Here is a 26,792-nt window from a genome sequence, read left to right as displayed (position 1 = left end):
CGGCCGCCGTAGTGTCGCTGGCCAGTGCCCTTGCGACGGCTGTCGAGGCTGCGCGACAGACGCCCCAACACCATTGGAGAGTCGGATGGATGTCTTGATCCCGGTCCTGCTCGTGATCGCCGCGTCGATCTTCTTCGACTTCACGAACGGGTTTCACGACACCGCGAACGCCATGGCGACCTCCGTCGCCACCGGGGCACTGCGTCCCAAAGTGGCGGTGCTGATCTCCGCCGTGCTCAACCTCGTGGGTGCTTTCCTCTCCACTGCCGTGGCGAAGACCGTGTCGGAAGGCATCCTGAACGAGAGCGCTAACACAGGGCTGCCGAACATCACTGTGCCGCTGATCTTCGCGGGACTCGTCGGCGCCATCCTGTGGAACCTCGGTACCTGGCTGCTCGGTCTGCCGTCGAGCTCGACGCACGCGCTCTTCGGCGGTCTGATCGGGGCGGCGATCATCGGCGCCGGCGTGAACTCGGTCAACTGGGTGGGCGTCGTCTCCAAGATCATCCTGCCGGCGGTGCTCTCACCGTTCATCGCGGGGGCGGTCGCGCTGGTGGCGACCTTCCTCGTCTATCGCATCACGCGCATGGCGACGGCAGCCGGATCGACCACGGCATTCCGGCGCGGTCAGACCGTGTCGGCCTCGATGGTCTCGCTTGCGCACGGCACCAATGACGCTCAGAAAACGATGGGCATCATCACGCTTACCCTCATCGTCGCCGGATATCAGCAGGCGGCAACGGGTCCCCAGATCTGGGTCATCTTGCTTTCCGGTCTCGCGATCGGGCTCGGCACCTACCTCGGCGGCTGGCGGATCATGCGCACCGTCGGGAAGCGCATCACAGACGTGCGCGCGCCACAGGGCTTCGCCGCCGAGACGAGCTCTGCAGCGACCATCCTCACGTCGTCGGCTCTCGGCTTTCCGCTTTCGACGACTCAGGTCACGTCGGGTGCCGTGGTCGGCGCCGGACTGGGCAAGAAGCTGGCATCGGTGCACTGGGGCATGGTGAGCAAGATCGTCACGGGGTGGGTCATCACCCTTCCCTCCGCCGCAGTGGTGGGCGCACTGGCCGCGTGGCTAGCCAGCACCGGTCCGATCGGGCTGGCGATCGTCGTAGTCGCTGCCGTGCTGGCAGCGGTCGGCATCTTCGCGCTGTCCCGTCGCAAGCCGGTGACAGCCGAGAACGTCAACGATGTCTCGGATGACGCGGATCGCCGCCTCGCCACCGCCCTCGGCGCCGAGAACTAACCAACGATTTTCACGGAGACACGATGATGCAGACCCTGAGCGTGTTGATCTCGAGCAAACTGGCCTCGAGTCCGTTGGCGGCGACCGGCCAGTCCGCTGCGGCGGCTCCTTCGCCGGCAGGCTGGCTCGGCGTCGACTGGGGTTCGATCCTCCTGGTCTTCGTCGCCGGTATGGCGGTGACGGTCGTCATCACAGTGTCGTACGCATTCGGCACCCGCTTGCTCGCGGTGGGCGCTCCCGACGTGGTCGTCCCTGCGGGTTCGGAGCCCGACAGCCCTGACGCCGTGCAGCCGCCGCGCACTACGCAGCGACCTGTGGTGGCCACGATCGGAGCTTGGCTCTGCTTCGCTGTCGGCATTGTCGCGGCGGCATACGGTCTTTACCTCGTCATCCCCGCCTTCCACAGCTGAGGGAACCCACTGCCGGTGTCGACGGCGAAGCAGCTCGGGGCATGCATTCATGGATCGCCCCGATCATGGGTGCCGCAGGGTGAGCCATTCCTCGTCGATCCGGTATCCGACCGACGCGTTCGCCGCCATGCTCGCGACATTCTCGCTCGACCCGCCCGTGCGGAAGCGCGTCACCCCGGAAGCCAGCAGTGCCAAGACGGACGACGCCTTGACCGCGGTGCCGAGTCCGCGCCCACGCCAGTCGCGCCTGACCACGGTGAAGTCGGTCTCCGCCGAAGGAAGGTCGATGTCGACGTAGGTCACTGCGGCGAGGTCGTTCTCTGCAGTGAGGGCCCCGAACGCGCGTCGTGTTTCCGACGTGGCAGCCGTCTGCTGCGTGAGCGCCGCATGTCCCGTCGCCGGACCTCCCGGATAGTCGTCGATTGTCGCCGCGTCGAGGGCGAGCACAGCCGTGACGTCGCTGTTCCCGAGCTCGCGCAGCTGCCCGTGGTGGCGTGCTCTGGCCACGAGCTCTCTGAGCCGGTTGGCAAGCCGATCGGTGTCCGCCCCGCCGGCGTCGAGCTCGGCGCCCCACGATCGCGCCGTCAGCCGCCATCCCTCGTTCATCAGGGTGCCGACTCGCGGATCATCCGATCGCAGCACGCGTACGTCAATCGCCACCCGTCAAGCTTGGCAGGGTCGGCTTCGGTGCGGCCGACGCGTTATCTGTCGTCGCCGTCGCCACCGAAGGTGCGGCGGAACAGTGTGCGAACGTCGCCCTCGAGCCCCTCGACCTTGCGCTCGACGCTCTCCAGTCGACGTCCGACCCCATCGATTCGGATACCCATCGCGGTGAACTGTGTCGTCATCTCACCGCGGAGCGCCTTCATCTCGGTGCGGAGTCCGCCGATTTCGGTGCGGAGTACGCGGATGACCATGGTGGACATGAGCGTCATCATGCCGAACACGGCGACGGGGAGCGTGGCGATCACGGTCCAGGCCTGGGCTTCGGTCAGGGTGAACACCTCGTCATCTTCTCGCTGATGTCTCGAGGATTCCAAGAATCGAAAGCCTCGGTCTCCACGCCAGCGAGATCTGTGGGGTGTACGCACCGGAGGCCCGCTGGGGAGGAGCAGCGCCGGTTACGGCGGTGGCTCAGCGGGCTCAGCAGCCTCAGTCGGGGAGCCGGTTGATGGGGTGCTGTCCGGTGGCCCAGAGGTACTGCACCGCGTATGCACGCCAGGGGCTCCAGGCCATGGAACGGCGACCGAGGGCTCCTGCGGCTTCGGGGAGGCCGAGCGTCTTGGCGGCGAGGCGGATGCCCAGGTCGGTGGCGAGGAACGCGTCGGGGTCGCCGAGAGCACGCATCGCGATGGACTCGATGCTCCACGGACCGAGTCCCGGCAGCTTCGCGAGCGCCTCGCGCGCCGTAATGCTGTCGGCGCCGGCGCTCAGGTCGATGTCGCCGCGGGCGAGCGTCGCCGCGAGCGTGGTCAGCGTGACGCGGCGCGTTCGCGGCATGGCAAGGGTCTCCGGATCGATGTCCGCAAGGGCATCCGGTTCGGGAAACAGGTGGGTGAGGCCCCCGACAGGGTCGTCGATCCTCTCGCCGTGCGCCAGTACCAGTCGTGATGCGTGCGTGCGTGCGGCGGCGGTCGACACCTGCTGGCCGAGGACGATGCGAACAGCGAGCTCGTTGCCGTCGACCGTGCGAGGAACTCGACGCCCCGGGCTCTCGGCGATCAACGGGGCGAGCACGGAGTCGCGGGCAAGCAGCTCGTCGACGGCCACAGGGTCGGCGTCGAGGTCGAGCAGCCAGCGCGACCGGCTGATGGCCACGGGCAGGTCACGAAGATCCGTGAGGGTCAGCTGGCAGGCGATGTGGTCAGGCATCGGGCGGAGGGAGACGATGCCCCAACCGTTGCGCAGTCGAAGGGTGCGCCGATACGCGCCATCCCGCCACTCTTCGACGCCCGGCACGGCGGTCGCGGCGAGGTGTCCGAACAGGTTCGAGGGCGCCAATGGCGCCCGGAACGGCAGGCGCAGAATGAGCGTCCCGGAGGAGACGGCCTGAGGATGACGCTTCACCCGTGCGCGCAGCTCGCTCGGGCTGAGGGAGAAGACCTCGCGGACCGTGTCGTTGAACGTGCGGATGCTGCTGAACCCGGCCGCGAATGCGACATCCGCCATCGGGAGCGTGCTGGATTCGATCAGCACCCGCGCGGTCTGTGCCCGCTGGCCACGGTCGAGCGCGAGCGGCCCAGCACCGAGCTCAGCGACCAGCTCGAAATCCTCATGCACTCACGACAGTCTGGCTCATCGGATGACGGCCTCCTAGCGAAAATCCGACATGACCCTTCAGCCCTCCCGCACTCGGAGCACTGTCTTTCCCGGCGCTTTCGCGGCGCTCCTGCTGGCGTAGGCCGGCGCTCCCTCGGCCAGCGGAAAGGTCTCGGCGATCGCAACCGCGGTGTCGCCGGCGGCGAGCACCTCGGCGAGCCGACCGAGAGCTGCGGCATCCGCGGCCACGACGAAGAACCGTGCGTCGACCCCGTACTTCGCGGCCAGGTCCGTCGACGGCGGCTCCTGCAGAGTGACCAGGCGACCGCCCTGACGCACCGCCGCGTAGAGCCACTCGGGCGTGCCCGCGCCCACTGAATCGATCGCGCCGTCGAAGCTCGCCGCCGCGAGGTCGTCCGTCTCGCTGCCGACGAGCGCGGTCGTCGCACCTAGCTGCCGTACGCGATCGGCGGCCTCGGACGAGCGCACCGTGGCGGTCACGTCGATGCCTCTGCGGTGCGCGAACTGCACGAGGAATGCGCCAACACCACCGGTGCCACCGCGGATCAGCAGGCGTCCGCCCGGTTCGATCCCGAGGTGGTCATCCAGTGCCTCCATCGCCGTCAGCGCTGGCAGAACGGCGGCAGCGGCGGCGGCATCCGTGATGTTCGTTGGCGTGTGCGTGATCGAGGATGCCGGCACGAGCACGTACTCCGCGGCTGCGCCGTCCCGGTTGAACGGCACGAGGCCGAAGACCACGTCGCCGACGGCGAATCCCGTTGCGTCCGGTCCGATCGCGACGACAATGCCCGAGAACTCGTGCGACGGGATGATCGGGGTGCGGTCCGCGCCGTCGGCCTCCCAGGTGTCGGGCCAGGTGAGCTCGTCGAACGTGATCCCTGCCGCGGAGACTCGCACCAGCACGTCCGTCCCCGTCGGGTCGTGCGGCACAGGAGCGTCCTCGTAGACGAGCTGCTCGGGGCCGCCGCGTGCGTGGGCGCGGAGCGCCTTCATCTGTGCGGGGCGCGACTCGGGGGTGTCACTGATGGTCATTCGTGTGCCTTCTTCGTGATGGGGATGGTGGCAAGTGCGCGTGCGAGCGTGGGGATCATGCCGCCCACGGCGAGTTCATCACCCGGTCGACCATGCTCGCGCGGCGGAAGTCGGGAACGAACCGCTCGAGAACATCGGCGTTGACCGTGCCGTAGGTGGTGTCCGGTCGATGCTTCAGCCCGTCGTGGAAGGCGCGCATGAAGCCGTTCTTGAAGTCGCCGCGGGGGTGGGCGGCGACGATCTCGTCGATCGTCTCGGGCGGGAGGTCGTCGAAGCGCACTCCGAGCGCGTCGGTGAGCACGCCCAGATTCGTGAGCGCGATCTCGGGTGCCATGCGACCGGGGATGCCCGGCGTCGTGTGCAGCGCGATCGCCGACCACACCAGTGCGGCGTCTTCAGGACGTGCACCGTGGTCGAGGAGGAAGCGCTGGGCGTTGTCGGCGCCGTCGACCTCGAACCGCTGCACCGCGTCGGTGGCCGGCGTGTGAAGACCCGTGTCGTGGAACATCGAGGCGACGTACAGCAGCTCGGGATTCGGTGAGAGCCCGAGCGTGCCGGCGTGCAGCGACGCGAACAGGAACACCCGCCGCGAGTGGTGGAAGAGCAGCGGACTCGAGGTCTCGGCGACCTGGCGCGTGGCGTCTACTGCGAGCGCGGTGTCGGGTATCTCGATCCCTGCGATGATTTCGGACATGGGTGCTTCGCTTTCTGAGCGGTGTGTGGTGGCGGACTTTTCGTCCTGCCTCAACGGTGCGCCGCGCCCGGTGCCCTGTGCCGCACGGGTTCGGTCATGAATCACCCGATTCCGGACATCCGTGAGCGCAAACTGCGTGGCGGCCCCCACCGGGTCGGGATCCTGGTCTTCGACGGCGTCAAGCTGCTCGACGTCGCAGGGCCGGCCGAGGTCTTCGCCGAGGCGAACCGTCTTGGTGCCGAGTACGAAGTCGAACTCGTCTCGGCCACCGGCGAGGACGTCACCACCTCCGTCGGGATCAAACTCGACGTCACGACCTCCGTCGCGGACTTCGAGCCGGCGGGCACCCTGCTGATCGCGGGCGGCGACATCTACCCGAGCACGCCGGTCTCCCCCGAGCTCTCCGCCGCCGCCCGAGAGCTCGCAGGCAAGTCGACCAGGGTCGCGTCGATCTGCACGGGGGCGTTCATCCTCGCTGCTGCAGGCGAACTCGACGGCAAACGTGCCACGACTCACTGGCGCGTGGCATCCCAGTTGGCGAGGCGGTACCCCGAGGTCACCGTCGAGCCCGATGCGATCTACATTCGTGACGGCAACACGTACACCTCCGCGGGGGTCAGCGCCGGCATCGACCTCGCTCTCGCCCTGGTCGAGGAGGACCACGGCGCCGAGCTCACCCGTGATGTGGCGCGAATGCTGGTCGTATATCTGCAGCGCGCCGGCGGTCAGTCGCAGTTCTCGGTGCCGCTCGCGGTCGACCCGCCGAAGACGCCTGCGCTGAGGCAGGTGATCGAGCTGATCACGGATGACCCGGCAGGCGACTTCTCCCTCGCTGCGCTCGCAGCGCGACTCAACGTCAGCCAACGACACTTGACGCGTCTCTTTCACGAGGAGCTCGACACCACTCCGGCGCGCTACGTGGAGTCCGTTCGGCTCGACATCGCGAAGGCGCTGCTGAGCCAGGGCCACACCGCCACCGAGGCGGCTGCGCGCGCGGGTTTCCCGAGCTACGAGAGCCTGCGCCGGGTGTTCGCCCGTGAGCTCCACATGTCGCCCGCGGCGTATCAACGCCGGTTCCGCACTGCCCTCCGGCACGCAGCCACCGAGGCCTAGTGCAGAGCGGAGCGGCGCTACTCCGGCCAGGCGCTGTTCAGGATGACGTCGACGAAGTCCTCGCGGACGAAACCGGGTGCATACCGCGCCAGCACATCGGCGTTCACGTTGCCGAACGTCGACTCCGGGCGGTGCTCGTTGCCGTCCGTGAAGGCCTTCAGGATGCGGGTCTTGAACAGCGGGCGGGGGTGGGCGGCGACGATCTCGGCGCGCTCCTGCTCGCCGATGTGCCGATACCAGATGCCGAGCACGTCGGTCTCGACGCCTCCGGTGACGAGCGCCACCTCCGGTGAGAGGAACTCGGACACGCCGGGCGTCGTGTGCAGCGCGATCGACAGCCACGTGTTCTCCGCACGACCGGGTTCGACGCCGCGCTCCAGGAGGAAGTCGCGGGCGGCGTTCGCACCGTCGACCTCGAATCGCAGCCGCGACGAGCGGTACCCGGCAGTGAGGCCGATGTCGTGGAACATCGCTCCCGCATAGAGCAGTTCCGCGTCGACATCCAGTCCGCGCTCGCGGCCCATCAGCGAACCGAAGAGGAATACGCGACGCGAGTGGTTGAACAGCAGCTCATCCTCGGTGTCACGAATGTAGTCGGTGATCTCCCGCACGAGAGCGGTGTCGGGAATCTGGATGCCTGCGATGGTCTCGATCACTGAGGTGTCCCTTCTCTTCTTCGGTCAGTCGGGGCTCGTTCAGTCGGTGGCTCACTCTGCCCACGGCGAGTTCATGACGCGCTCGACGAGATTGATGCGCCGGAATCCGGGCGAATGGTGTTCTAGGGCGTCGGCGTTGATCGCGCCGTACGTCGTGTCGGGGCGGTGCTTCACGCCGTCGTGCAGCGCGCGGATGAACCCCTGCTTGAAGTCGTCGCGAGGATGCACGGCGACGATCTCTCTCACCGCATCGGCCGGCAGCTGATCGAGCCCGAAGCCGACCACGTCGGTCAGCACTCCGAAGCTCGTCAGCGCGATCTCCGGCCGCATGCGCCCTGGGATCTCCGGCGTGCTGTGCAGTGCGACCGCTTGCCAGGCGATGTCGGCCGAATCGGCGGAGAACCCGTGCTTCAGCAGGAAGTGCCTGGCGTGGTCTGCGCCATCGATCTCGAAGCGCTGAACCTTCTCCGGGTAAGGGGTCTGCAGCCCGACGTCGTGGAACATCGATGCGACGTACAACAGCTCGAGGTCGGGCTCCAACCCCAGTCTCTGGGCGTGAAGGGCGGCGAACAGAAACGTGCGCCGTGAGTGGTCGTAGAGCAGCGGGCTCGACATCCCTTCGACGAGGCGGGTGGTGTCTGCCGCTGCCTCGGTCTCGGGAATCTGGATGCCTGCGATGTTGTCGGTCATGGGGATTTGCCTTCTTTCTCCTTTCTACGGTGCGTCCGGACTGTCCGTCCCCATCGCCGCGATCCGGCCAGGAACTACCCGATTTCGGACATACCGTCGACGCCTCGGCCCGCAGGACGCATGATGGGCGCATGACCGATGGCGGCACGCTCACCCTCAAACACAGCGACAAAACCTTCGATGAGGTTCTGACGGCACTCCGCGCGGCCGTGGAGCGGCGCGGCATCACGGTGATGGCCGAGATCGACCATGCGGCGGCGGCGCGCGACGTCGGACAGCAGCTGGCGGAGGAGACCGTCGTGATCTTCGGGAATCCCGCCGTGGGCACCGCGATCATGACCGCCGATCCGCGCGCCGGCCTCGATCTGCCGCTCAGGGTGCTCGTGCGTGAGCAGCAGGTCGGTGCCGAGCTGGTCTACCGCGATCCTCGTTCGCTCGCCGACGAGTTCGACGTCGGGGCAGCGATCGACACGTTGGAGACCCTGGCGCACGTGCTCGACGCGATCGCGTCGGACGCGATCGCGTAGCAGCACCGATTCCGGAATACCCGTCGCGCCATCGAAGTTGAGCCATATAGACTCAAGTTTGTAGGGGCATTCTTCGGTGGTCGTCGACGACGTCAACGTCGTCCGATCCGGGGTGGATGCCGCGCCACCGTGAAGGGGAAAGAGACACAGATGGCGAACATGCAGGGCGCACCCTCCAGCCAGGAGGAGCAGAAGAGCGCGCTCGAACAGTACGGGATCGACCTCACCGCGCTTGCCAAGGCGGGCAAGCTCGACCCGGTGATCGGGCGCGACTCCGAGATCCGCCGCGTCAGCCAGGTGCTGACCAGGCGCACCAAGAACAACCCGGTGCTCATCGGCGAGCCCGGCGTGGGAAAGACTGCCGTCGTCGAGGGCCTCGCTCAGCGCATCGTCGCGGGAGACGTCGCCGAGTCGCTGAAGAACAAGCGGCTCGTCTCGCTCGACATCTCAGCGCTGGTCGCGGGCGCCATGTACCGCGGGCAGTTCGAGGAACGCCTCAAGGCCGTGCTCAAGGAGATCGACGAGTCGAACGGACAGGTCATCACCTTCGTCGACGAGCTGCACCTGCTGATGGGCGCGGGCGGCGGAGAGGGGTCGGTCGCGGCAACCAACATGCTCAAGCCGATGCTGGCCCGCGGCGAGCTGCGTTTGATCGGCGCCACCACGCTCGACGAGTACCGCGAGTACATCGAGAAGGACGCCGCGCTGGAGCGCCGCTTCCAGCAGGTGTACGTCGGCGAACCCAGCGTCGAGGACACCATCGCGATCCTGCGCGGGCTCAAGGGGCGCTACGAGGCCCACCACGGCGTGACGATCTCGGATGCCGCACTCGTCGCATCCGCAGCGCTCTCCAATCGCTACATCACGTCGCGCCAGCTGCCCGACAAGGCGATCGATCTGATCGACGAGGCGATGAGCCGGCTCAAGATGGAGATCGACTCGTCCCCTGTCGAGATCGACCAGCTCAAGCGTCAGGTCGACCGCATGAAGCTCGAGGAGCTCGCCCTCAAGAAGGAGAAGGACGATGCCTCGAAGGAGCGTCTCGCCAAGCTGCGCGAGGAGCTCGTGACGCACGAGCGAGACCTCGCCGACCTCGAAGCCCGGTGGGCCCGCGAACGCATGAGCCTCAACCGTGTCGGCGATCTCAAGAAGAAGCTCGACGAGGCCGTGACGGAGCGCGACCGTGCGCTGCGCGAGGCCGACTACGCCAAGGCGTCCAAGCTCGAGTACGAGACGATCAAGCAGCTGGAGCGCGACCTCGCCGAGGCCGAGCGCGCCGAGAACGCGCCCGGTGAAGAGCGCATGGTGAACGAGCAGGTCACCGAGGAAGACATCGCCGCAGTGATCGCGGCCTGGACGGGCATCCCAGTCGGCCGCCTGATGCAGGGCGAGGTCGAGAAGCTGCTGCACCTGGAGACGGAGCTCGGCAAGCGGCTGATCGGCCAGAAGCGTGCCGTGCACTCGGTGGCGGATGCCGTGCGTCGGTCGCGAGCAGGCATCAGCGACCCGAACCGTCCGACCGGCTCGTTCCTGTTCCTCGGCCCGACCGGCGTCGGCAAGACCGAGTTGGCGAAGGCGCTCGCCGAGTTCCTCTTCGACGACGAGCACGCCATGGTGCGCATCGACATGTCGGAGTACGGCGAGAAGCACACCGTGTCGCGCCTGGTCGGTGCCCCTCCCGGATACATCGGCTACGAGCAGGGCGGCCAGTTGACCGAAGCGGTGCGTCGTCGGCCGTACGGCGTCATCCTGCTCGACGAGGTCGAGAAGGCGCACCCGGAGGTATTCGACATCTTGCTGCAGGTGCTCGACGACGGACGTCTCACCGACGGACAGGGACGCACGGTCGACTTTCGCAACACCATCCTGATCCTCACCTCGAACCTCGGGTCGCAGTTCCTCGTCGACCCGTCGCTGACGTGGGCGGAGAAGGAGGAGGCTGTGCAGGCGCTCGTCCGCCAGGAGTTCAAGCCCGAGTTCGTCAACAGGCTCGATGACATCGTGGTGTTCTCCGCGCTCAGCGAGGAGGAGCTCGGCGAGATCGTCTCGCTGTACATCGACCGGCTGCAGGCGCGGCTGCACGAGCGCCGCCTCGAGCTGGGCGTGACGCCGGATGCCCGTGCCTGGCTCGCCGAGCGTGGCTACGACCCGATCTACGGGGCACGCCCGCTGCGCCGTCTGATGCAGCACGAGATCGACGACCGTCTCGCGACGGCGCTGCTCGACGGGCGCATCCGCGACGGCAGCGTCGTGCGGGTCGACCTCGCGATCGACGGCGACCACCTGGAGGTCACCCCGGTCGAGTGACCGGGGTGCGGCCGACCGCTACGCGTCGACGTCGTCGAGGCGCGCGATCACCACTTCGAGGAGGCGGGCGAGCTCGCCCCGCTCGGCGTCGCTGAGGTCTTGCAGCACGTCGGACTCCACGACGTCCGACCCGCGGATCGCGAGGCCGAACAGCTCCCACCCCTCGTCGGTGAGGCTCACGAAGATACGGGTGCGGTTGCCGGCATCCGGGGTGCGCTCGACCAGTCCGCGCTCGGCGAGCTTGTCCAGCCGATGCGTCATGGATGACGGAGCGACGTTCGTCAGATCGGCGAGCTGGCTCGGGGTGAGCGGCTCACCGGCCTTCGCGAGGGCCGTGACCACCGACCATTCCCCGGCGGCGAGGTCGAGGTCGGCGAGCTGCCGCGCGTACCACTGGTCGAGCTTCTTCGTGAGGCTCTGAACGGCCGTGATCACTCGTTGCACAGACTCCTCGCCGCCCGCCGCGACGTAGGTGGCGACCGCCTGACGATGCAGTTCGGGGGCACTCGGGGTCTTTTTCGGCATACGGGAATTCTCGCACGCCTTCTTCGGTTGCTAATATTTCGATATCGAACACTTCAGGTTCGAAACGTAAGTCGTCGAAGTTCCGCATCGTCAGAGTTCCGCACGAGCCTCGTGCCCGACGACCAGAGACCCAAGAGGGGGTGCCATCATGCGCGCGATGCTTCTCGTGCTCGCGTCAGCCATCGGATCGCTCGGGTGGGGAGCCGTACTCCCCTTCCAGTACGCGTATGCGGCGGATACCCGCGGATGGGGCGCTCTCGTCGCGGCCGGAGCCTCCTCGCTGTTCTCGGTCGGCGCTCTCGTCGCCGCGCCGGTGGCAGGCAGGCTCGCCGACCGGTTCAACCCCGTGGTCGTGGTCGTCGTCTCGCAGCTGATCGGTGCTGCGGCCGTCGGATCGCTCGTCTTCGTGAACCAGCCGGGGCCGTTCCTCGCCGGAATGCTGGTGTTCGGACTCGGGCTCTCCGCCGCGGTGCCCGCCAAGCAGGTGCTGGCGCTGAGGTGGTCATCCCATGCGGATCGCCGCAAGATCTTCGCGTACAAGTTCACCGGAGAGTCGCTCGGCATGGCCGCCGGCGCCTTCCTCGCCGGTCTGGTCGTCGACCTGAACCGCACGAACGGGCTCGACATCGGCTTCGTGATGGCCGCGGCCGGCTTCGTGCTGTCCTCCGCGATCATCGCGGTCGCCGGGGCGCGGGTCTGGTCGCGCGGACCGATGCCGGAGGTCGTGGACGAGGTCGTTGCGGTGAACGTCGCCGGTGCGGATGACGAGGGTCGGGCATCCGCTCGCGCTCTCGGCGCCGTCGACGCCGAGACCGGGGCCATCGCCGTCATGGACCGCGAAGACGCCGACCCGGGCAGGCGGCGCTTCGGTGGCGCGCTCCGAGCGATCTTCGCCGAGCCGGCCATGCGCTGGACGGCCGTCGTGACGATCACGCTTGCGCTGGGCTTCTATGCCCAGTTCGAGTCGGGACTACCCGCCTATGCGCTCACGACGCTGAGGCTCGACCCCTCCGCGATCGGCACCGCGGCGGCAGTGAACTGCCTCGTGATCGTCGCGATCCAAGTGGTCGTCGTGAAGCTCACCGCCAAGCGGACTGCGCCCGCGCTGCTGATGGCGGTCGGCGGCATCTGGGCGGTCTCGTGGGTCATCCTGTCCGTCGCGCAGTTCATGCCTGGCATCGCGTCGGCACTCTTCGTGATGACGTTCGGCGTCTTCGCGGTCGGCGAGACGATCTACAGCCCCGTGCTCAACCCGCTCACGGCGTCGCTGGCGCCGAAGGGCATGGTGGGGCAGACCCTCGGCACGGTCGCGGCGCTGCAGACGGCGTTCTCCGCGGCGGGCCCGCTGGTGGCGGGGGTGCTGCTGGGTGCAGGGCTTGCCGACGTGTTCCTGGTCATCCACCTCGTGATCAGCCTGTTCGCGGTGTTCGCAGCGTGGCGGGTGAAGCGTGCGCTGGTCGCGCGTGGCCCACGTGAGCACGCCGCCGAATCCGACGTGCGACATCCGGCTCCGGCAATGTGATTGCAGGGCGCCACCGCCCGGGCGTACGATGACGATCACCCGAAGCTATGAGCTTCTCAAGGTTTGTCTGTGCCTGGGGGGTCCCGTCATGGGGGATTCAGTCGAGTACGCCGACGCGGTGATCGTGGGGTCGGGTTTCGGGGCATCCGTCGCCGCGTATCGGCTGGCGGATGCCGGCAAATCCGTCGTTCTGATGGAACGCGGCCGCCCCTACCCGCCCGGGTCGTTCGCGCGCACGCCCGCGGAGTTCGGCCGCAACTTCTGGGACCCGAGCGAAGGGCTCTTCGGCCTCTTCGACACCTGGACGTTCCGCGGTCTGGAGGGACTCGTCTCGAGCGGCCTCGGCGGCGGGTCGTTGATCTACGCGAACGTGCTGCTGCGCAAGGATCCCGCCTGGTTCGTGAAGTACTCGCCACTGCCGGGCGGAGGATACGAGAACTGGGCGTTCGGGCGGGATGACCTCGACCCGCACTACGACCGTGTCGAGGCCATGATGGGGGCGACGCGGTATCCGTACCACGACACTCCGAAGACGGAGGCGGTCGAGAGCGCGGCGCGCGCGGCTGGACTCAGCGCGGAGCGTCCGCCCCTCGCCGTCACCTTCGCCCTACCCGGCCACGATGCGCAGCCCGGTCGTGAGCTCCCGCTTGCGGCCTACGGAAACCTCCACCACGCAACGCGCCTGACGTGCACACTGTGCGGAGAGTGCGACATCGGCTGCAACAGCGGTGCGAAGAACACCCTTGACCACACCTACCTCTCGGCGGCCGTCGCGGCACACACTCCTGCAGACGTGCGAACCCTGCACGAGGTGCGCGGCATCCGGCGGCTGGATGACGGGGCGTGGGAGGTTCGGTACGTCATCCACGATCCGGGCGAGGCGGTCGCGACCCGTCATCTTGACGAACGCGTGATCAGGGCGTCGAAGGTCATCCTCGGTGCAGGCACCTTCGGTACGACTTACCTGCTGCTGCGCAACCGCGCGGGCCTGCCCGGCCTGAGCGACGCGATCGGCACCCGGTTCAGCGGCAACGGAGACCTGCTCGCCTTCCTGCTCGATGCGACGAAGGCAGTCGCGGGCGAGAAGCAGCCCTACCCGATGAACGGCAGCCGGGGGCCGGTGATCACCACTGCGGTGCGCGTCGCCGACGAGCTCGACGGCGACGGCGCACCGGGTCGTGGCCACTACGTGGAGGACGCCGGGTTCCCCGGCTTCATCGACTGGCTGATGGAGGTGTCGCAGCTGCGGCAGGCCGTTCCCCGCTTTGCACGGCTGGCGGCACGCATCGTCGAGAACCGGCTGTTCGCCGAGGGGCGCACGAACCTCTCGTCCGACCTCGCCGCCGCGTTGGGATCCGGCGTCTTCTCCGAGACCTCTGTGCCGCTGCTGGGCATGGGAAGGGACGTTCCCGATGGCGTGATGTCGATCCACGACGACAACCTCGCCGTCGACTGGACGCTGGCCACCAGTGAGAAGTACTTCGCCGGCGTGCACGACACGATGAGGGCGCTCGCCGAGCAGATGGGTGCCGACTTCCAGGACAACCCGCTGTGGTGGGCGAAGCGCGTCATCACCGTTCATCCGCTCGGCGGTGCGCCGATCGGAGCCAACGATCGCGAGGGGGTCTGCGACCCGTATTCCGAGGTGTACAACCAGCCGGGACTGTACGTGGTCGACGGCGCTGCGATGCCCGGTCCGGTCGGTGCGAACCCTTCGCTGACCATCGCGGCGCTGAGCGACCGTGCGTGCGACAGGATGCTCGAGACGGCGTGGAACGCACCGAACGCTCGCACCCGCGGCGCCAAGGGGCGGGCCACATCGTCGAAGGCGGCAGCGACGGGCGCAGCATCGGCAGCCGAAGCACCGACTGCCGCACCACCGGAGGCGCCGACCGTCCCGACGCCAGGGAGCACCTCCGTCGCCTTCACCGAGGAGATGAAGGGACACTTCACGCTCGGCGACGGCGACCCCCGGTCGGCGGCGGCCACCGCGCGGCTTCGGCACGAGGACATGATGTTCCACCTCACGATCACCGCCACCGACATCGACGCATTCACGGCGGATCCTGTGCACCCGGGAACCGCGGTCGGCTACCTCGACGCCGATCTGCTCGGCGGCCGTCTCGTGGTCGAGCGCGGGTGGTTCAACCTCTTCGTGCATCCGACGGGCGATTCGGGCAGAAGGATGCTCTACCGACTGCATGTCACGGGTGAGGGCGGCAACCCGATGACGTTCGTCGGATACAAAGACGTGCACGACGACCCAGGCTTCGACGTCTGGGGCGACACAACCACGCTGTACGTGCAAGTCCTGTCCGGGCACCTCGACCCGGACATCCCGCAAGAGACCGCTGATCTCACCGGCCTGCTCGCAGCATCGGACAACCGGGTGCTCGGGGCGGGGGTGCTGCACATCGAGCCGCTGGACTTCGCACGTCAGCTGACCACCTTCACGACGTCCGGTCCGCTCGGCTTCGCTGCGATCGAACGGTTCGGCGGGCTCTTCCTCGGCGAGCTCTGGTCGACCTACGCGGGCATCGCCCACGCCAGGCGGTGACGTCATGCGCGAGGGGGCGAAGCGGCACGGGATGACGCAGCGTGACCTCTCACGCGACGAACACGAGCGCGAGCTCGGCTTCAAGCCGCGGCCCGCCGTGCGCTGGCTCTCGCTCTCGCAGCTCGTGAGCGCCGGACTGCAGGTGGGCACCGCGACCCTGTTCGCCGACTTCTCGGATCGCAGGGAGAGCCAGGCCATCTTTCCGCAGCGCGTCATTCCACTGCCGCAGTCCGACGAGAACGTGGAGCTGTGGCTCGACTTCGCCGCAGACCTCGGCGATGGGTTCGACGCGACGCTCACCGTTGCATCCCTGCTCGGACGGCCCGAGCTCGCGATCACGACGCCAGAGGGCGGCACCGTGACGCTTCCACGGGGCGCCGCGCTCGTGCTGGGCGGGGACGAGGTGTACCCGACGGCGTCGGCCGAGGCGTACGAGGACCGCATGCTCGGGCCGTACCGGGCGGCTGCGCCGGCGGGCGAGCATCCGGATGCCCTCCTCTTCGCACTCCCCGGCAACCACGACTGGTACGACGGACTCACGTCGTTCCTGCGCATCTTCACCCGTCGGCAGGTGGTCGGGTCGTGGCAGACCGTGCAGTCGCGCAGCTACTTCGCGCTCAAGCTGCGGCCGGGATGGTGGCTGGTCGCGCTCGACAGCCAGCTGGGCGAATACATCGACGGGCCGCAGCTCGACTACTTCGACGAGGCGCTTCGCGACCTGAAGCCGGGCGACTCGATCGTGTTCTGCTCGGCGTCGCCGACCTGGGAGACCACGGCCTACGACGCGGACGCTTTCAACTCGCTGCACTACTTCGCGGAGAACTACCTGCTGAACAGAAGGGATCCCGACACGGGCGCCCTCATGCCGACAGGTGCCGAGATCCGGCTGTGGCTGAGCGGTGACCACCACCACTACTCGCGGTACGAGGAACGGCCTCCCGGCGCGCAGGGCGCTCCCGTGGCACACGACCCGCGGGCGACGCAGCTGATGGCCTGCGGGCTCGGCGGCGCCTACCTGATGGGCACCGACAGGCTGGCCGAGTCCCTCGAGCTGCCCCCGAGGGACTCGCGCATGAAGACCAAGAGCAGCACGGTCACGGACTACGACCGCGGCGAGGTGCGGTTCCCCGACCCCGCGCTCGAGAGGCGGTTGCACTGGGCATCCGCGAACCCGTTCTCGAAGTACTGGCTGCCGACCAGGAACCCGTGGTTCGGCACCGGGATGAGCGTGTTGTACCTCGTGCTGTTCGTCGTGCTCGCAGGCATCAACGCCGGCGTGCACGGCACGTCGCTCGGCTGGGCCGTGAAGCAGGCGACGGTCGCGGATGCCGCATGGCTGGTGGCATGGGCGGTCGCTCTGCCCGTCATCGTGCTTCTGGTCGTGTGGGTCGTGAACGCACTCCGCACCGGAAGGCGGCCGGGCGGCGGGCAGGTGATCGTCGGGGTCCTCGTGCAGCTCGCCCTGGTCTGCGGCCTGTTCATCGGCATGCGCTCGCTGCCGTGGTGGGACCACGTGTGGCTGGCCGTGCCGCTCCTGATCGTCGCCGTGCTCGGGTATGTGATCGGCAGCGAGGCGTTCGCCCTGTTCGTCTGCCTGGTACCGCCGGGTTCGATCGGCGACTACAAGATGACGGGGCTCGCCTACGAAGACGGCAAGGGCTTCGTGCGCATGCACTTCACGGCCGAGGGCGACCTCGAGCTGTATCCGATCCTGGTCGACGAGGTGGTTCACGAGTGGACGCTCGTGGATGACGAACCGCGCGGTCTCAAGCCCGCCCCGGCGTCGGGCCTTCCCCAGCCGCGTCTGCTGGAGCATCCGATCCGCATCGCGCGACACGGGTTCGGCTCGACCGGCACCGACGCCCCGGCGACAGCGGAGAGAGCAGAGAGAGCGGAGCCGACGGATGCCTGACCTCACGACTCGCGCAGACCACGTCACCGAGCTCGTACCGCTCACCGCCCGCGACGGCCGGCCGCTCACGCTCGTGCACGTGACCTCCTCCCGACGCCCGGACCCCGGCCGAGGACCCGTGCTGCTCGTGCACGGAGCAGGGGTGCGCGCCGAGATCTTCCGGCCCCCTATCCCCCGCACGCTCGTCGACGCCCTTCTCGACGACGACTGGGACGTGTGGATGCTGAACTGGCGCGCCTCGATCGACCTGCCGCCCGTTCCGTGGACCCTCGACGAGGCCGCGGCGTACGACCACCCCGCTGCGGTCGACGCCGTGCTTGCCGCGACAGGCGCGGAGTCCCTGCCCGCTTTCGTGCACTGCCAGGGCTCGACCTCCTTCACGATGGCGGCAATCAGCGGGCTGGTGCCGCAGGTGACCACGGTCGTCACGAACGCGGTGTCGCTTCACCCCGTCGTGCCGACCTGGTCGCGCCTCAAGATCAGGGTCGCCACCCCCACCGTCGCGAAGCTCACGCCCGACGTCTCGCCGCGCTGGGCGTACAAGTCGCAGGGGTACTTCTCGCGCATCGTGCGCACGGGGGTGCGCGCCACCCATTGGGAGTGCGGCAACGCGGTGTGCCACATGGTGAGCTTCGCGTACGGCAGCGGGCATCCTGCCCTCTGGTCGCACGCGAACCTCGACGAGGCCACCCACGACTGGATCACCGGCGAGTTCGCCGGGTCGCCGGTGTCGTTCTATGAGCAGATGTCACGGAGCGTCGGCGCAGGACATCTCGTTCCGGTGGACGAGGCGACGGGCATCCGTGACGACCTCGCGCAGGTGGCGCCGCAGACCGACGCACGCTTCGTGTTCCTGGCCGGTCTCGACAACCGCTGCTTTCTGCCGGAGAGCCAGCGGCGCAGCTTCGAGTTCTTCGACAAGCACCGCCCCGGAAAGGATGCCTACCGCCCGCTCGCCGGCTACGGGCACCTCGACCCCATCTTCGGCAAGAACGCCTGGCGTGATGTGCATCCGCTGATCCTCGAGGAGTTGAGATCGTGAACCTGCTGCTCCCGCCGCTGCGTGCGGCGATGAACCTCATGCCTTCGGCCATCCCGGCACGGCAGCGCCGCATCGCGGGAACGGCGGCGACGGTCGACGGCATCGATTACGTGATGCCCGTCAATTCCGAGCCGTCGCCGGTGCTGATGGCCGCCTTCCCCACCGATGCGCGACAGGCCGCCGCCCTGCTGCCCGGCGAGGAGCTCCACCCCTTCCTCATGCCGAACGGCCGCGCCCTGCTCGTCGTGACGGTCATCGATTACCTCGCCACCGACATCGGCTCGTACATCGAGTACTCGCTGGCGATCGCCGTCACTCACACGGCCGGCGCTGCGCCGCCGCTCCTCCCCCTGCTGCTGCGCAACACGTTCCAACTCGGCCAGTACGTCGTCGACCTGCCCGTCTCGACCGAGGTGTCGGTCAAGGGCGGCAAGGGCATCTGGGGTATGCCGAAGCATCAGGCGAGCCTCGACTTCCGGGTGACGGAGGGCAGTGTCTCGAGCGCCTACGAGCTCGACGGCGAGCCGGGATGCCTGATCCAGATCAAGCGTCCACCGGCGACGCGGCTGCCGCTGAAGATCGGCGCGGTGAACTTCTGCTCGTTCCGCGGCATGCTCTACAAGTCCACGATCTATTTCGCCGGAACCGCCGACATCGCGCTCGGACGCAACGCGAAGGCCCGCCTCACGTTCGGGTCTTTGCCGCAGGTGGCGGCGCTCGCCGCCCTCGACGTGTCCCCGAGCCCGATCTTCACCATGTACATGCCCGACTCGCACGGCGTGCTCGACGACCACACCGAGCAGTGGTTCCTGTTCGGAAAAGGCGAGGCGCCAGCATCCGGCGAGGGGCTGCAGAGCGTGGTGAACCTCGGCTACGGGCAGGAGTGGCCGCCAGCGCCGAACCGGGCGAGCGCCGAGCTCGAGAACCAGACGTCATGACCACCTGGTGGGGTGTGCTCGCCGTCGTCAACGCCGGAGTCACGCTCTTCGGCGCGACCATCTACCTCGGCACGTTGTGGGTCGTCGAGCTCTTCTTGAGGCCGACCTGGTCGTCGCTCACCCTCGACTCGGTCGAGGTGCGGTTCACGATGCCCATCAAAGCCGCGACCACGTTCTTCCGCGCGGCCGTCATTCCCCTCCTCGTCAGCGGGCTGCTGCTCGTCTGGTCGTCGTGGGGCAATCCGGCAGCCACGGTCTGCGCCGTCGTCGCGCTCGCCTGCTACGTCGCGATCGCGCTCTGGTTCCAGTTCGTCATGCTGCCGATCAACACGGCGGTGATGGCCGGAACGGCCGCAACAGACGACGAGCTGCGCGAGCAGATCCACAAGTGGGCATCCATGAACGTCGCACGGTTCTGGATGGCTGCCGGGTACTGGTTGGCCTCTGCCGGCTTTCTCGTCACGACCGGACAACTCTGGGAGGCGCTGTCATGACTGCTTCGACGACCGAAAGGGATGTCGCTCCCTCGCTCTCCCGCGATCCGTTGCGCATCATCGCGTTGGCGATCGGCGTGATCACCATCATCTCGGGCGCTGCGCAGGTCGTCGCTCCCTGGTTCGTGCTGGGCATCATCGGCGCCGACGTCACCGCGACGACGAATCAGCTCTTCGCCACGGTCGGCGCGTTCATGGTGATCGTCGGCGGTGCCCTCACGCATGCGACCATCGTCGGCGGTCCTCAGCCGATTGTGCTGCTGTGGAGCGTCATCCAGAAGGTGGTCGCCGTCGTGCTGGTCGTCGTCGGCGTCATCGCCGGAGTCTTCGGCCCTCTCGCCCTCGGCGTGGCGAGCTTCGACCTGCTCTCCGCCGTACTGATCGCCGTCTTCGCCGTCGTGAACATGCGCAGGTGGGCGGCACGGCGGGTGGCACCCGGCCCATGAGATCGCTTGTGTTGGCCGGTGGCGGCATGCGGGTGGCCTGGCAGACGGGAGTGATCGCGGCGCTCGAGGAGGAGGGCATCCGGTTCGACCACATCGACGGGTCATCCGGGGGCATCATGACCGCCGGCATGATGCTCTCCGGGCTGAGCGCGCCGGAGATGCTCGAGCGGTGGCTGCATGTACACGTGCCCGACTTCTCGTCGATGCTGCCGCTCAAGGACTACCTGACGGGACCGTGGAACCTGCCTGCGCTCAGCGGCCCCGAGGGCATCGTCGACAAGGTGTTCCCCGCGCTGGGCATCGATGTCGACGCCATCCGCTCATCACCGCTGCAGGGTACGTTCAACGTCACCGACTTCACCGAGAAGCGGTGCGTTCCCATCGACGCGCACGATATCGACGCCGAGCTGATGGCGGCCGGAATGAGCCTGCCCATCTTCACCACACCGCTCCGGCGAGACGGAAAGGTGTGGACGGACGCCGCGTGGATCAAGGACGCGAACGTGGAGGAGGCGCTGCGTCGCGGGGCCGACGAGGTGTGGCTCGTGTGGTGCATCGGGAACTCGCCGTACTGGGGCGATGGGCCGCTCGAGCAGTACGTGCACATGATCGAGATGAGCGCGGCAGGCGGACTGCTGGCCGACTTCGCGTGGGCTGAGGCGGGCGGGCGCGAATTCGTGCTGCACGTTGTGAAGCCCGAGCATCCGCTGCCACTGGATCCCGAGTTCTACACCGGCCGCATCGACGCGCACGCCCTGATCGGCATGGGGTACCGCGATGCCAGGCGCTACCTCTGCGGCCGAACGAGCGCAGGCGTCGCCCCGGACGTGAACGCAACGGCGATGACAGATGCCCCACCCGGCGCCCGCTGGCGGGAGCGGCTCACCGGTGACGACGTCGTGCTCACGCTCACCGTCGAGCTGCCGTCGGACGTCGCCTCGCCCGGTTCGGTCACGGGCACGTTACGCCGCGGACCGAAGCCCGAGTCGGCGCCGGCCGCGCTGTTGGCGCGCGGCGAGGTCGAGATCGACCCGGATGCCGACACCTGGACATATCGCGGGGCCTTCCGCGACCGCGGTTCGACGACCGAGCACGAGCTCGCCGTCGTGCGCCGCCTCGGAAGCGGAGGTGTGGCCGCACTGCACGACGCGATGACCGCTCGCCTGCTGATCGACGGCGTCGATGACCGAGAGCTGCACCTGCGCACCGCCGACGCCCTCGCGATGGTGGAGTCGCTGCAGTCCACCTCGGCTCACGGGCTGATGGCCCGCGCAGAAGCTGTGGCCGCGGTCGCGGGCAGAGGACTTCACGCCCTGGTCACCGGCGACGTCGAGTAGGCGCCAGACCGAGTCAGTGCGTGGTGTCAGGCGGCGACGTCGACGTGCGGCGTGACGACCAGACGGCCGTCGTGGCCGGTCACGGTGAAGCCAACGCGCTCGAGAAAGCCGCGGCAGTCCTGCGTGCCGGCGCCGGCGGGAAGCCAGATGCGACATCCGTGCTCCTCGGCGATGCGCGCAAGGCGTCGCATCGCGCTCGTGCCGATGCCCTTGCCGCGATACTCCCGGAGCACGCAGAGTTGCACGAGCTGCAGACCACGGCCGCGCATCACCGTGAGCAGCCGACCGCAGAGCACCCCGTCGTACTCGATCGCCAGGTCGACGGCATCCGGGAACTGCGCCCGATTGCGCATGTGCTGCTCGACGTACTGCATCGACGCGAGCGCGTCACGCGTCTCGGCGTCGGCGGCGAGAGTCGCGATCTCGTCCGCGCAGATCTGTTGGAACAACCGGAAGAGTGCGGGCCCGTCACTGTCCACGATCGGGCGATACCGCAACTCGCCGCGGCGCAGCTTTGCGCGCGGCGTCCCCAGGTTTTTGTCCCCCATGTCGTCGCTCCCCCAGCGTTCACCGACAAAGTATGCTCGCCACCCTATGGCTGTCGGGCAGTCGAGCGGAAGAGCCGAACCAGCCCGATTTCGGAGAATTGCGAACGTGACCGGCGTGTCGCGGGTGGATGCCCGCGTGTCGGGTTGTACCTCCGTACGAACTCACCCGGTGAGAGGTGGCCCTAGGGTCAGAGGATGGAAGAGGATGACCGCCCCGTCGCGATCGTGACCGGTGGCTCTCGCGGCATCGGTGCAGCGATCGTGCTGCGGCTGGCGCGGGCGGGATACGACGTGGTCGCCACCTATCGGACCGACGCGGACGCTGCCGAGCGGGTGGGGGCATCCGCTCGGGAATCAGGATCGACGGTGGAGTTCGCGCGGGCGGACCTCGGTGAGGATGCTGGCATCGAGGTTCCGTTCGCGGTGGCACGGGAACGGTTCGGGCGGCTCGACGCGGTCGTGAACAACGCCGGCATCACGACGAGGTTCGCACCACTCGCGGAGACTCCCGTCGACGAGATCAGGCGCACGATCGATGTGGACTTCACGGCCACCGTGCTCACCTCGCGTCTCGCGGTGCAGGAGTTCGTTCGCACGGGCACGGCAGGAGTGATAGTGAACCTCTCGTCGGGAGCCGCGACGATCGGCAGCCCCGGCGAGTATCCGCACTACGCGGCAGCGAAGGCCGCTGTCGACGCGTTCACCTTGGGACTCGGCAAGGAGGTCGGGCCGCTCGGGATCCGTGTTGTCGCGGTTGCTCCGGGTCTCATCGCCACGGAGCTGCACGCGGCGACGGGCGACCCGGGTCGGATCGAGCGCATGACGTCGGGCATCCCGCTTGGGCGTCCAGGAGAAGCGGACGAGATCGCGGCTGCGGTCGAATGGCTGCTTTCCCCAGGTGCCTCCTATGTCACGGCCACGACGTTGCGGGTGGCCGGCGGCCGGTGAGGGCGGACATAAAGCTCAAACTATTTGCATGATGGCGTAATTACGTTATCGTGTAAGTATGTCTGAGAGTGAAGCGAGCGATCCGCTCAGCGCGGTGTTCTTCGCCCTCGCCGATCCGACCAGACGCTCGATCCTCGGGCGGCTGGCGAACGGGCCCGCCAGCATCGGCGAGCTCGCTGCTCCCTTCAACCTCTCGCTGGCGACCGTTTCGAGGCACATCACCGTGCTCGAGCGCGCCGGTTTGGTGGGCAAGGAGCGCAACGCGCAGTGGCGCACCGTGCACCTGGAGACCGTGCGGCTCGAGCAAGCGGATGCCTGGCTCGCGCCCTACCGCGCGTTCTTCGAGCAGCGGATCGACGCGCTCGATGCCCATCTGAAGTCGATGACGACAACAACGGAGGAATGACCATGTCGACGACACTCTTCGGCCAGACCCTGACCGAGACGAACCGCAGCTTCACGCTCACACGCGTGCTTCACGCCTCTCCCACCGAGGTCTATCGTGCCTGGACGGAGGCGGCCCGCCTCACCTGGTACTTCAACCCCAGCCGACCCGTTCCCGACGAGCCGATCGTCGTGGATGCCCGACCGGGCGGCACCTTCCGCGTGATGATGGACGAGGAAGACGGCAAGCGCTACTGGTCGGGCGGCCGGTACCTGGAGCTCGTGCCCGGCGAGCGGATCCTGTTCGAGTGGGGTGCCAGCGGCGGATGGCCCGACCTCGACGAGATCCCTGCCGAACGGCGCATTCACTGCACGATCGCGCTCGCTCCCGTGGGCGACGGGTCGATGACCGAGCACGTCTTCACGTGCGCGTTCCCGGCATCCATGACCGACGAGGAGATCGCATCCTGGGTCGCCGTAGGCATGCGCGAGGGATGGGCCATCACGATCGACCGCCTCACGGCATGACCGTCATGACCTGAGCGTCATGGCCTGAGTCGTGTGGCCGCGGCTCTGTTGCGTAAACCTCGTCGCCGACGCGGCCGCTCTCGGGACTACGCCCGACGGAGCGCTCGCCGCGCCGGCGACGTGCATGTTACGCGTTGACGAGGAGGATCTCGTCGAGCGGAAGGCGCGTGCGAGGTGCACGCTCGCGGTCGCGGCTGTCCTCAGGCAGAACGTCGAGGTCGCCCAGCACTCCGACGGCGGTGACGCTGACCGGCTCGAAGCGGTCCTCGACACCGAACGCGGCACGGATGCCGTCGACGTCGAAGCCGCCCATCTGGTGCACATGCAGGCCGTCGTGGTGCGCCTGCACGCTGAAGTGCGCGAGTGCCTGACCGAGGTCGTACTGCGCCCAGCGCATCGGCCTGCCCTCGGCGTTGACGGTCTCGGCGAGTGCGACGATGAGGGCTCCCGCGTTCACGGCCCACACCTGGTTGAAGCCGGCAAGGGTCGCGGCGATCGAGTCGAACTCCGGTGTACCGCGGCGGGCCACGATGAAGCGCCACGGCTGCGTGTTCGCCGCGGAGGGCGACCAGCGCGCGGCCTCGAGGGCGGCGACGAGCCTGGTCTCGTCGAGGGCGGCATCCACGTTGTAGGCGCGCGGGCTGTAGCGATTGGCGAGCACCTCGTGGATCGGGGTGCTGGTCTGCGCAGGGCTGTGCGGCTTCGAGGTGTGGGCGTTGTCGAGCGTCAGAGACACAGGGGCTCCTTGGGATCGTGCGAATGGGGATGTCGGCGACGCTGCCGCTGCCGCGTTCTCACGCGACCGTTACATGCGAACGCATGTGCAGGGCGCCCTATTCCGAATCCGCCAGACCCGATCCGGCCCGGCCCACTCCCGCTCGCCCACTCCCGCCCACTCCGCCCACTCCGGCCCGTCCCAGCTACAGCGCCACTTGCGCTCTATTGCGCCAGCCGAAGTGGCGCAATAGAGCGCAAATGGCGCAGTTGGGCAGACGGTCGGGGTCGCCGGGCCGGCCGTGCAGTCGGGCCGTGCAGTTGGGTTGGAAGGGGACGGCCCTCAGCACTCGATGACGTTCACCGCGAGGCCCGCTTCGCTCGTCTCCTTGTAGCTGGTCGACATGTCGATGCCGGTCTGGCGCATGGTCTCCACGACGGTGTCGAGCGACACATAGTGCGATCCATCGCCGCGCAGTGCGAGGCGGGCAGCGGTCACCGCGGTGGATGCCGCGATCGCGTTGCGCTCGATGCACGGAATCTGCACGAGTCCGCCGACCGGATCGCAGGTCAGTCCGAGGTGGTGCTCCATCGCGATCTCCGCAGCGTTCTCGATCTGCCGGTTGGTGCCGCCCATCACGGCGGTCAGCCCGCTGGCGGCCATGGCGCACGCCGAGCCGACCTCGGCCTGGCATCCGCCTTCCGCGCCGGAGATCGACGCGTTCGCTTTGAACAGGCCGCCCATGGCCGCGGCCGTGAGCAGATACCGGCGGATGCCCCGCCGTCGGTTCGCCTCGACGATGGCCGCCTCATCGAGGAGCTCCTCGTCGGGCTCTTCACTGTCGAGGCCGTCGCCGGGCTCGTCCCCTCCGCCGAGCTCGTGCTGTGCGTGACCCCCGAAACCGAGCAGGGCACTGCCGACCAGTTCTCCGTACGGGGTGACCGCGTTGCCCGCGCCGAGACCGGAGTCGGCGAGAAAGCGCCACCAGTACATTCCGACGGCCGGAACAATGCCCGCAGCGCCGTTCGTCGGCGCCGTGACCACACGGCCGCCGGCAGCGTTCTGCTCGTTCACCGCCAGCGCGAACGCGCCGAGCCACTCCTCCGGGAGCGGGTCGTGGCCGTCCCGTTCCGACTCCTCCAGCTGCTCCCGAATGGACGCCGCCCGCCGCTTCACGTTCAACCGGCCCGGCAGCGTGCCACCGGTGTGCAGGCCCGCCTGGACGCATCCCGCCATCGCATCCCAGATGCGGTCGAGCCCGGAGGCGACCTCCTCTTCGCTGCGCAGCGCCTCTTCGTTGTGGCGTGCGGCCTCGGCGATGGTGATGCCGCGCTCGTCGCACAGCTCGAGCAGTTCGTCGGCCGAGCTGAAGGCGAGAGGGAACGGATGCGCTGCGACGCGCGAAGGTTCGCCTTCGCGCCGGATGAACCCACCGCCGATCGAGTAGTACGTCTCCTCCGAGACGACGTCGCCTGCGGCATCCCGCGCGGTCAGAGTCATCGCGTTCGGATGCCCAGGCAGTCGTGTGCGCGGTGCGAACGCGACGCACTCCCTCTCGAACGGCACGGGGTGGGTGCCGTCGAGTCGGAGCGCGCGGCCGTCGGGCCAGCCCGTCCAGGCGGCGCGCACGACGTCGGGGTCGACCGTCTCCGGTTCGAGCCCCTGGAGGCCGGCGACCACCGCGTCGGGTGTTCCGTGGCCGATGCCGGTCGAGCCGAGGGATCCGTACAGGATGCACGACACGGCGTGCATCCGATCGAGCAGCCCCTGCTCGCGCAGTCGTGCCGCGAAATCGCGGGCAGCCCGCATGGGACCGACGGTGTGGGAGCTCGAGGGTCCTACACCGATGGAGAACAGCTCGAACGCCGAGACGTATGCGCTCACCGATCCAGCGTAATCGGTGCGGCAGCGGGGTTTCGAGACGCTCGCGACTACGTC

The 26,792-nt window shown here is 68.2% G+C and carries 27 protein-coding genes; 16 read left to right on the top strand and 11 right to left on the bottom strand.

The window, feature by feature from the left end; genetic code table 11:
* The first annotated feature begins 85 nt into the window (after window positions 1-85).
* Entirely contained in the window at window positions 86-1,249 is a 1,164-nt protein-coding gene (locus tag ACYVDN_RS12590) for an inorganic phosphate transporter (protein ID WP_460571952.1), read from the top strand.
* A 23-nt stretch (window positions 1,250-1,272) separates the two neighbouring features.
* Window positions 1,273-1,659, top strand: a complete 387-nt coding sequence (locus ACYVDN_RS12585; RefSeq protein ID WP_460571950.1) for a hypothetical protein — start codon at window positions 1,273-1,275, stop codon at window positions 1,657-1,659.
* A 63-nt stretch (window positions 1,660-1,722) separates the two neighbouring features.
* On the opposite strand, the gene ACYVDN_RS12580 is transcribed toward ACYVDN_RS12585, so the two are convergent.
* The 5 genes from ACYVDN_RS12580 to ACYVDN_RS12560 form a co-directional block, all read right to left on the bottom strand.
* A complete protein-coding gene (locus tag ACYVDN_RS12580) occupies window positions 1,723-2,319 on the bottom strand; it encodes an acetyltransferase (protein ID WP_460571948.1) in 597 nt (198 codons plus the stop codon).
* 41 nt (window positions 2,320-2,360) lie between these two features.
* Entirely contained in the window at window positions 2,361-2,663 is a 303-nt protein-coding gene (locus ACYVDN_RS12575) for a hypothetical protein (protein ID WP_460571946.1), read from the bottom strand.
* A 148-nt stretch (window positions 2,664-2,811) separates the two neighbouring features.
* Window positions 2,812-3,939 carry a DNA-3-methyladenine glycosylase 2 gene (locus ACYVDN_RS12570; protein ID WP_460571944.1) on the bottom strand — a complete coding sequence of 376 codons (1,128 nt, stop codon included), beginning with the start codon at window positions 3,937-3,939 and terminating at the stop codon, window positions 2,812-2,814.
* A 57-nt stretch (window positions 3,940-3,996) separates the two neighbouring features.
* Window positions 3,997-4,971, bottom strand: a complete 975-nt coding sequence (locus ACYVDN_RS12565) for an NADP-dependent oxidoreductase (RefSeq protein ID WP_460571942.1) — start codon at window positions 4,969-4,971, stop codon at window positions 3,997-3,999.
* A 55-nt stretch (window positions 4,972-5,026) separates the two neighbouring features.
* A complete protein-coding gene (locus tag ACYVDN_RS12560) occupies window positions 5,027-5,665 on the bottom strand; it encodes an HD domain-containing protein (RefSeq protein WP_460571940.1) in 639 nt (212 codons plus the stop codon).
* A 96-nt stretch (window positions 5,666-5,761) separates the two neighbouring features.
* Here ACYVDN_RS12560 and ACYVDN_RS12555 point away from each other — a divergent pair, with 96 nt between their 5' ends.
* Window positions 5,762-6,778 carry a GlxA family transcriptional regulator gene (locus ACYVDN_RS12555; RefSeq protein WP_460571938.1) on the top strand — a complete coding sequence of 339 codons (1,017 nt, stop codon included), beginning with the start codon at window positions 5,762-5,764 and terminating at the stop codon, window positions 6,776-6,778.
* 17 nt (window positions 6,779-6,795) lie between these two features.
* Here ACYVDN_RS12555 and ACYVDN_RS12550 read toward each other — a convergent pair whose 3' ends face one another.
* Both ACYVDN_RS12550 and ACYVDN_RS12545 read right to left on the bottom strand, forming a co-directional pair.
* Window positions 6,796-7,434, bottom strand: coding sequence for an HD domain-containing protein (locus ACYVDN_RS12550; RefSeq protein WP_460571936.1), 639 nt, complete (start codon window positions 7,432-7,434; stop codon window positions 6,796-6,798).
* 51 nt (window positions 7,435-7,485) lie between these two features.
* Window positions 7,486-8,124 (bottom strand): HD domain-containing protein, encoded by a 639-nt coding sequence (locus ACYVDN_RS12545; RefSeq protein ID WP_460571934.1) that lies wholly within the window; start codon window positions 8,122-8,124, stop codon window positions 7,486-7,488.
* Window positions 8,125-8,255: 131 nt separating this feature from the next.
* Here ACYVDN_RS12545 and ACYVDN_RS12540 point away from each other — a divergent pair, with 131 nt between their 5' ends.
* Both ACYVDN_RS12540 and ACYVDN_RS12535 read left to right on the top strand, forming a co-directional pair.
* A complete protein-coding gene (locus ACYVDN_RS12540; protein ID WP_460571932.1) occupies window positions 8,256-8,651 on the top strand; it encodes a DUF302 domain-containing protein in 396 nt (131 codons plus the stop codon).
* Window positions 8,652-8,801: 150 nt separating this feature from the next.
* On the top strand, window positions 8,802-10,958 hold the full coding sequence (locus ACYVDN_RS12535) for an ATP-dependent Clp protease ATP-binding subunit (protein ID WP_460571930.1): 2,157 nt from the start codon (window positions 8,802-8,804) through the stop codon (window positions 10,956-10,958).
* A gap of 18 nt (window positions 10,959-10,976) precedes the next feature.
* On the opposite strand, the gene ACYVDN_RS12530 is transcribed toward ACYVDN_RS12535, so the two are convergent.
* Window positions 10,977-11,483, bottom strand: coding sequence for a MarR family winged helix-turn-helix transcriptional regulator (locus tag ACYVDN_RS12530; protein ID WP_460571928.1), 507 nt, complete (start codon window positions 11,481-11,483; stop codon window positions 10,977-10,979).
* Between the two features lie 148 nt (window positions 11,484-11,631).
* Here ACYVDN_RS12530 and ACYVDN_RS12525 point away from each other — a divergent pair, with 148 nt between their 5' ends.
* From ACYVDN_RS12525 to ACYVDN_RS12490, 8 genes are all read left to right on the top strand, one after another.
* Entirely contained in the window at window positions 11,632-13,005 is a 1,374-nt protein-coding gene (locus ACYVDN_RS12525) for an MFS transporter (RefSeq protein WP_460571926.1), read from the top strand.
* An 88-nt stretch (window positions 13,006-13,093) separates the two neighbouring features.
* The gene (locus ACYVDN_RS12520) at window positions 13,094-15,562 is read left to right on the top strand and encodes a GMC oxidoreductase (protein ID WP_460571924.1); all 2,469 of its coding nucleotides are present in this window, start codon (window positions 13,094-13,096) and stop codon (window positions 15,560-15,562) included.
* Between the two features lie 31 nt (window positions 15,563-15,593).
* Window positions 15,594-17,474, top strand: coding sequence for a metallophosphoesterase family protein (locus tag ACYVDN_RS12515; protein ID WP_460571922.1), 1,881 nt, complete (start codon window positions 15,594-15,596; stop codon window positions 17,472-17,474).
* Window positions 17,467-18,516: an esterase/lipase family protein gene (locus tag ACYVDN_RS12510; protein WP_460571920.1), complete on the top strand. Its 1,050-nt coding sequence runs from the start codon at window positions 17,467-17,469 to the stop codon at window positions 18,514-18,516. Before ACYVDN_RS12515 ends, ACYVDN_RS12510 begins: the two co-directional genes overlap by 8 nt.
* Complete coding sequence (locus ACYVDN_RS12505; protein WP_460571918.1) at window positions 18,513-19,454, top strand: acetoacetate decarboxylase family protein; 942 nt, start codon at window positions 18,513-18,515, stop codon at window positions 19,452-19,454. The genes ACYVDN_RS12510 and ACYVDN_RS12505 overlap by 4 nt, the downstream gene beginning before the upstream one ends.
* A complete protein-coding gene (locus tag ACYVDN_RS12500) occupies window positions 19,451-19,948 on the top strand; it encodes an anthrone oxygenase family protein (RefSeq protein WP_460571916.1) in 498 nt (165 codons plus the stop codon). The genes ACYVDN_RS12505 and ACYVDN_RS12500 overlap by 4 nt, the downstream gene beginning before the upstream one ends.
* Window positions 19,945-20,394 carry a hypothetical protein gene (locus ACYVDN_RS12495; protein WP_460571914.1) on the top strand — a complete coding sequence of 150 codons (450 nt, stop codon included), beginning with the start codon at window positions 19,945-19,947 and terminating at the stop codon, window positions 20,392-20,394. Before ACYVDN_RS12500 ends, ACYVDN_RS12495 begins: the two co-directional genes overlap by 4 nt.
* Window positions 20,391-21,731 (top strand): patatin-like phospholipase family protein, encoded by a 1,341-nt coding sequence (locus tag ACYVDN_RS12490; RefSeq protein ID WP_460571912.1) that lies wholly within the window; start codon window positions 20,391-20,393, stop codon window positions 21,729-21,731. Before ACYVDN_RS12495 ends, ACYVDN_RS12490 begins: the two co-directional genes overlap by 4 nt.
* A 26-nt stretch (window positions 21,732-21,757) precedes the next feature.
* Here the strand turns inward: ACYVDN_RS12490 and ACYVDN_RS12485 are convergent, their stop codons facing one another.
* The gene (locus ACYVDN_RS12485) at window positions 21,758-22,279 is read right to left on the bottom strand and encodes a GNAT family N-acetyltransferase (protein ID WP_460571910.1); all 522 of its coding nucleotides are present in this window, start codon (window positions 22,277-22,279) and stop codon (window positions 21,758-21,760) included.
* Window positions 22,280-22,474: 195 nt separating this feature from the next.
* On the opposite strand from ACYVDN_RS12485, the gene ACYVDN_RS12480 reads away from it, so the two are divergent.
* The 3 genes from ACYVDN_RS12480 to ACYVDN_RS12470 are packed head-to-tail and all read left to right on the top strand — an operon-like array spanning window position 22,475 to window position 24,139.
* Window positions 22,475-23,227, top strand: a complete 753-nt coding sequence (locus ACYVDN_RS12480; RefSeq protein ID WP_460571908.1) for an SDR family NAD(P)-dependent oxidoreductase — start codon at window positions 22,475-22,477, stop codon at window positions 23,225-23,227.
* Between the two features lie 58 nt (window positions 23,228-23,285).
* Window positions 23,286-23,633 carry an ArsR/SmtB family transcription factor gene (locus ACYVDN_RS12475; RefSeq protein WP_460571906.1) on the top strand — a complete coding sequence of 116 codons (348 nt, stop codon included), beginning with the start codon at window positions 23,286-23,288 and terminating at the stop codon, window positions 23,631-23,633.
* Between the two features lie 2 nt (window positions 23,634-23,635).
* Window positions 23,636-24,139 carry an SRPBCC family protein gene (locus ACYVDN_RS12470; RefSeq protein WP_460571904.1) on the top strand — a complete coding sequence of 168 codons (504 nt, stop codon included), beginning with the start codon at window positions 23,636-23,638 and terminating at the stop codon, window positions 24,137-24,139.
* A gap of 127 nt (window positions 24,140-24,266) precedes the next feature.
* Here the strand turns inward: ACYVDN_RS12470 and ACYVDN_RS12465 are convergent, their stop codons facing one another.
* Together ACYVDN_RS12465 and ACYVDN_RS12460 are read right to left on the bottom strand one after the other, a co-directional pair.
* Window positions 24,267-24,875 (bottom strand): nitroreductase family protein, encoded by a 609-nt coding sequence (locus ACYVDN_RS12465; protein ID WP_460571902.1) that lies wholly within the window; start codon window positions 24,873-24,875, stop codon window positions 24,267-24,269.
* A 321-nt stretch (window positions 24,876-25,196) separates the two neighbouring features.
* Window positions 25,197-26,738: a serine dehydratase alpha family protein gene (locus tag ACYVDN_RS12460; RefSeq protein ID WP_460571900.1), complete on the bottom strand. Its 1,542-nt coding sequence runs from the start codon at window positions 26,736-26,738 to the stop codon at window positions 25,197-25,199.
* Window positions 26,739-26,792: the final 54 nt, after the last annotated feature.

The organism is Humibacter soli, from assembly GCF_054779035.1.
The sequence above is the reverse complement of the archived record's forward strand: the minus strand, read 5'-3'. Positions and strand labels throughout refer to the sequence as shown.

Bases quoted from the DNA above. Each gene is read 5' to 3' on its own strand.
- ACYVDN_RS12555 (WP_460571938.1), top strand. From the start codon at position 5,762: ATGAATCACCCGATTCCGGACATCCGTGAGCGCAAACTGCGTGGCGGC.
- ACYVDN_RS12560 (WP_460571940.1), bottom strand. From the start codon at position 5,665: ATGTCCGAAATCATCGCAGGGATCGAGATACCCGACACCGCGCTCGCA.
- ACYVDN_RS12540 (WP_460571932.1), top strand. From the start codon at position 8,256: ATGACCGATGGCGGCACGCTCACCCTCAAACACAGCGACAAAACCTTC.
- ACYVDN_RS12470 (WP_460571904.1), top strand. From the start codon at position 23,636: ATGTCGACGACACTCTTCGGCCAGACCCTGACCGAGACGAACCGCAGC.
- ACYVDN_RS12510 (WP_460571920.1), top strand. From the start codon at position 17,467: ATGCCTGACCTCACGACTCGCGCAGACCACGTCACCGAGCTCGTACCG.
- ACYVDN_RS12545 (WP_460571934.1), bottom strand. From the start codon at position 8,124: ATGACCGACAACATCGCAGGCATCCAGATTCCCGAGACCGAGGCAGCG.
- ACYVDN_RS12525 (WP_460571926.1), top strand. From the start codon at position 11,632: ATGCGCGCGATGCTTCTCGTGCTCGCGTCAGCCATCGGATCGCTCGGG.
- ACYVDN_RS12500 (WP_460571916.1), top strand. From the start codon at position 19,451: ATGACCACCTGGTGGGGTGTGCTCGCCGTCGTCAACGCCGGAGTCACG.
- ACYVDN_RS12490 (WP_460571912.1), top strand. From the start codon at position 20,391: ATGAGATCGCTTGTGTTGGCCGGTGGCGGCATGCGGGTGGCCTGGCAG.
- ACYVDN_RS12520 (WP_460571924.1), top strand. From the start codon at position 13,094: ATGGGGGATTCAGTCGAGTACGCCGACGCGGTGATCGTGGGGTCGGGT.
- ACYVDN_RS12515 (WP_460571922.1), top strand. From the start codon at position 15,594: ATGACGCAGCGTGACCTCTCACGCGACGAACACGAGCGCGAGCTCGGC.
- ACYVDN_RS12535 (WP_460571930.1), top strand. From the start codon at position 8,802: ATGGCGAACATGCAGGGCGCACCCTCCAGCCAGGAGGAGCAGAAGAGC.
- ACYVDN_RS12565 (WP_460571942.1), bottom strand. From the start codon at position 4,971: ATGACCATCAGTGACACCCCCGAGTCGCGCCCCGCACAGATGAAGGCG.
- ACYVDN_RS12590 (WP_460571952.1), top strand. From the start codon at position 86: ATGGATGTCTTGATCCCGGTCCTGCTCGTGATCGCCGCGTCGATCTTC.
- ACYVDN_RS12585 (WP_460571950.1), top strand. From the start codon at position 1,273: ATGATGCAGACCCTGAGCGTGTTGATCTCGAGCAAACTGGCCTCGAGT.
- ACYVDN_RS12530 (WP_460571928.1), bottom strand. From the start codon at position 11,483: ATGCCGAAAAAGACCCCGAGTGCCCCCGAACTGCATCGTCAGGCGGTC.
- ACYVDN_RS12475 (WP_460571906.1), top strand. From the start codon at position 23,286: ATGTCTGAGAGTGAAGCGAGCGATCCGCTCAGCGCGGTGTTCTTCGCC.
- ACYVDN_RS12485 (WP_460571910.1), bottom strand. From the start codon at position 22,279: ATGGGGGACAAAAACCTGGGGACGCCGCGCGCAAAGCTGCGCCGCGGC.
- ACYVDN_RS12480 (WP_460571908.1), top strand. From the start codon at position 22,475: ATGGAAGAGGATGACCGCCCCGTCGCGATCGTGACCGGTGGCTCTCGC.
- ACYVDN_RS12495 (WP_460571914.1), top strand. From the start codon at position 19,945: ATGACTGCTTCGACGACCGAAAGGGATGTCGCTCCCTCGCTCTCCCGC.